Source organism: Micromonospora sp. NPDC003776, from assembly GCF_053605645.1.
The window spans coordinates 1-3100 of the sequence record NZ_JBSGJR010000704.1 but is presented as its reverse complement, the minus strand read 5'-3'; the positions used below and the strand labels follow the sequence as shown (position 1 = coordinate 3100).

Genomic DNA, 3100 nt, shown 5'->3' with positions numbered 1-3100 from the left:
GCGGGCACCCGGGAGGTCGCCGGGCCGACCTCCAGGAACTGCTCCAGCCCGGCCGGGTCGAGCCGGCCGAGCAGGCCGGGCAGCACGGCGATCTCGGCCACCGCCTCGCGGCAGGCGGCGCAGCCGGCCAGGTGCCGCTCGTAGGCGGCCCGCTCGGCGGGGGCGAGGGCGCCCAGCACGTACGCGCCGTCGTCGTGCGCGAACTCGCAGCGGGTCATCCGGTCACCCCCATCTCGGCCAGCGCCAACCGTAGTGAGCGCAGCGCGTAGTGGGTGCGGGACTTCACCGTGCCCGGTGGCACGCCCAGCCGGGCGGCCGCCTCCGCCACCGACCGGCCCTGGTAGAAGCACTCCACCAGTACCTCCCGGTGGGTGGGGCTGAGCCGGTTCAGCGCCTCCGCCACGGTCCACGCCTCCACCGCACGCTCCGCTTCGTCGACCGTATCCGGCGGTTCCGGCAGCTCGTCCGTGTAGACCTCACCGACCCGGGTCGAGCGGCGCCGCCAGGCGTCGATGGCCAGGTTCCGGGCGGTGGTGAAGAGCCAGGCGCGGACCGAGCCGCGCCCCGGGTCCAGCGACTCCGGGTGCCGCCAGGCCCGGAGCAGCGTCTCCTGCACCAGGTCCTCGGCGCGCGACCGGTCACCGTTGACCAGCCGGAGGGCATGCGCGAAGAGCGCGTCGGCGTGCTCGTCGTGCAACGCGCGCAGCAGTTGGGCGTCGTGGTCGCTGATGGCGGGCACCTCGCTTCCGGCGGCGAGACCAGCGATACGTTCGCTCATCCATACGTGCCGTGACGCCGAACGGTTCAGTCCCAGGTCACGCCGCAGCTGTTCACGTCCGGTTCACGCTCGTGCCGACGGCCGCTCACCGCGCCCTGGCAGCGTCCGGCCCGTACGCGCGCGCCGACGCCCGGGCGCGCCACCGACGTCCAATCGGGAGGCCCCACCCCATGAGTGAACGTCCCCGGCTGCTTCCGTTGCTCGGCACGCCCCGGCACGGTACCCGCGATGCGATGACCTGCCAGTACCGGTGCGGCAACGCCTGCGACCACCCGGTGCCCAACACCTCGGCCAACCCGTACTTCGGGGACCTGGTCGAGACCGAGGTGTCCCGCCGCGGCGTGGTCCGCGCCGGCGCGGTCGGCGCCCTGGTGCTCGGCTTCGGCGGCACCGTCGCCGGCGCGCTGGCCGGGGCCGGGCCGGCCGCCGCCGCGCCCGCCGCCCCGGTGGCGCCGGAGGCCGTGCCGAGCGGCGGCGTCGGCAGCGGGGCGCTGACCTTCAAGCCGATCCCGCCGAACAAGCTCGACTCCCTGGTCGTGCCGAACGGGTACGACCACGCCGTCGTCATGAAGTGGGGCGACCCGGTGGTGCCCGGCGCCCCCGACTTCGACGTGCACGGGCAGACCGCCGCCGCGCAGGCGAAGCAGTTCGGCTACAACAACGACTTCGTCGGCGTGCTGCCGATCGACCGGAAGCGGGCGCTGCTCGTGGTCAACCACGAGTACACCAACGAGGACCTGATGTTCCCCGGCTTCACCAGCCAGGACGCGCTGACGGTGGAGCAGCTGCGGGTGGCCATGGCCGCGCACGGCATGTCCGTGGTGGAGCTGGAGCGGGTCGACGGCACGGGGCGGTGGCGGCCGGTGCGCGGCGGCCGCCGCCAGTACAACCGGCGGGTCACCGCGCTGGCCACGACGTTCGAGCTGACCGGCCCGGCGGCCGGCTCGGCCTGGCTGCGCACCGCCGCCGACCCGACCGGCCGTACGGTGGTGGGCACCCTCAACAACTGCGCCGGCGGGGTCACCCCGTGGGGCACGGTGCTCTCCGGTGAGGAGAACTTCAACCAGTACTTCGTCGGCGGCGACGGCGCGCCCGAGGAGCTGAAGCCCAGGCTCGCCCGGTACGGCATCCCGACCGACGTGCGCTACCCGAGCGGCAGCCGCAAGTGGGACCGCGCCGACGAGCGCTTCGACCTGGCGAAGCACCCCAACGAGGCGCACCGGTTCGGCTGGATCGTGGAGATCGACCCGTTCGACCCGGAGAGCCGCCCGCGCAAGCACACCGCGCTGGGCCGGTTCAAGCACGAGGGCGCCAACGTCATCGTGGCCGGGAACGGGCACGTGGTGGCCTACCTGGGCGACGACGAGCGGTTCGACTACCTCTACAAGTTCGTCTCGGACAAGAAGTTCATGCCGGGCAGCTCCTGGGTCGCCCGCAAGCACAACCTCACCCTGCTGGAGTCCGGCACGCTCTACGTGGCCGCGCTGACCGGCAACAGCGCCGGTGAGGTCGACGGCACCGGCACGCTCCCCTCGGACGGCGCGTTCGACGGGCGCGGCCGGTGGATCAGGCTGGTCAGCGGCAACCGCTCGTACGTCGACGGGATGACCGCCGCCGACGTGCTCACCTTCACCCGGCTCGCCGCCGACAAGGTGGGCGCCACCAAGATGGACCGGCCGGAGGACGTCGAGCCCAGCCAGCTCACCGGCAAGGTGTACGTGGCGCTGACCAACAACACCGACCGGGGCAAGGCCGGCAAGGCCGCCGCCGACGAGGCGAACCCGCGCAACCTCAACAAGCACGGGCAGATCCTGGAGCTGGTCGAGGACCGGGGCGACCACACCGGCGAGAGCTTCGCCTGGTCGCTGCCGATCGTCTGCGGTGACCCGGCCGACCCGTCGACCCACTTCGCCGGGTACGACAAGGCCAAGGTCTCCCCGATCTCCTGCCCGGACAACGTCGCCTTCGACGCCACCGGCAACCTCTGGATCGCCACCGACGGCAACGCGCTGGGCAGCAACGACGGCCTCTTCGCCACCGCCATCGAGGGCCCGGAACGCGGTCACCTGAAGCAGTTCCTCACCGTGCCAGTGGGCGCGGAGACCTGCGGCCCGTTCATCACCCGGGACAACCGCTCGGTCTTCGTGGCTGTGCAGCACCCGGGCGAGATCACCGGCGCCTCGGTGGAGAACCCGGCGTCGACCTGGCCCGACGGCGACTTCGCCAAGCCCGGCGTGGTGGTCACCTGGCGCCTCGACGGCGGCCCGGTCGGCAGCTGACGTTCCCCCTGGCGGTCCGGCGCTGGACCGCCCCGAGGGCCCC

At 73.2% G+C, this 3100-nt stretch carries 3 protein-coding genes; 1 reads left to right on the top strand and 2 read right to left on the bottom strand.

Annotated elements, in window-relative coordinates:
• On the bottom strand, nucleotides 1–218 hold a 218-nt coding region (locus tag ACWEVO_RS33655), incomplete at its 3' end, for an anti-sigma factor family protein (protein ID WP_452311454.1).
• A complete protein-coding gene (locus ACWEVO_RS33650) occupies nucleotides 215–709 on the bottom strand; it encodes a sigma-70 family RNA polymerase sigma factor (protein ID WP_452311455.1) in 495 nt (164 codons plus the stop codon). The genes ACWEVO_RS33650 and ACWEVO_RS33655, both read right to left, overlap by 4 nt.
• Before the next feature lie 239 nt (nucleotides 710–948).
• Here ACWEVO_RS33650 and ACWEVO_RS33645 point away from each other — a divergent pair, with 239 nt between their 5' ends.
• Complete coding sequence (locus ACWEVO_RS33645; protein WP_452311453.1) at nucleotides 949–3057, top strand: PhoX family protein; 2109 nt, start codon at nucleotides 949–951, stop codon at nucleotides 3055–3057.
• Nucleotides 3058–3100 lie beyond the last annotated feature (43 nt).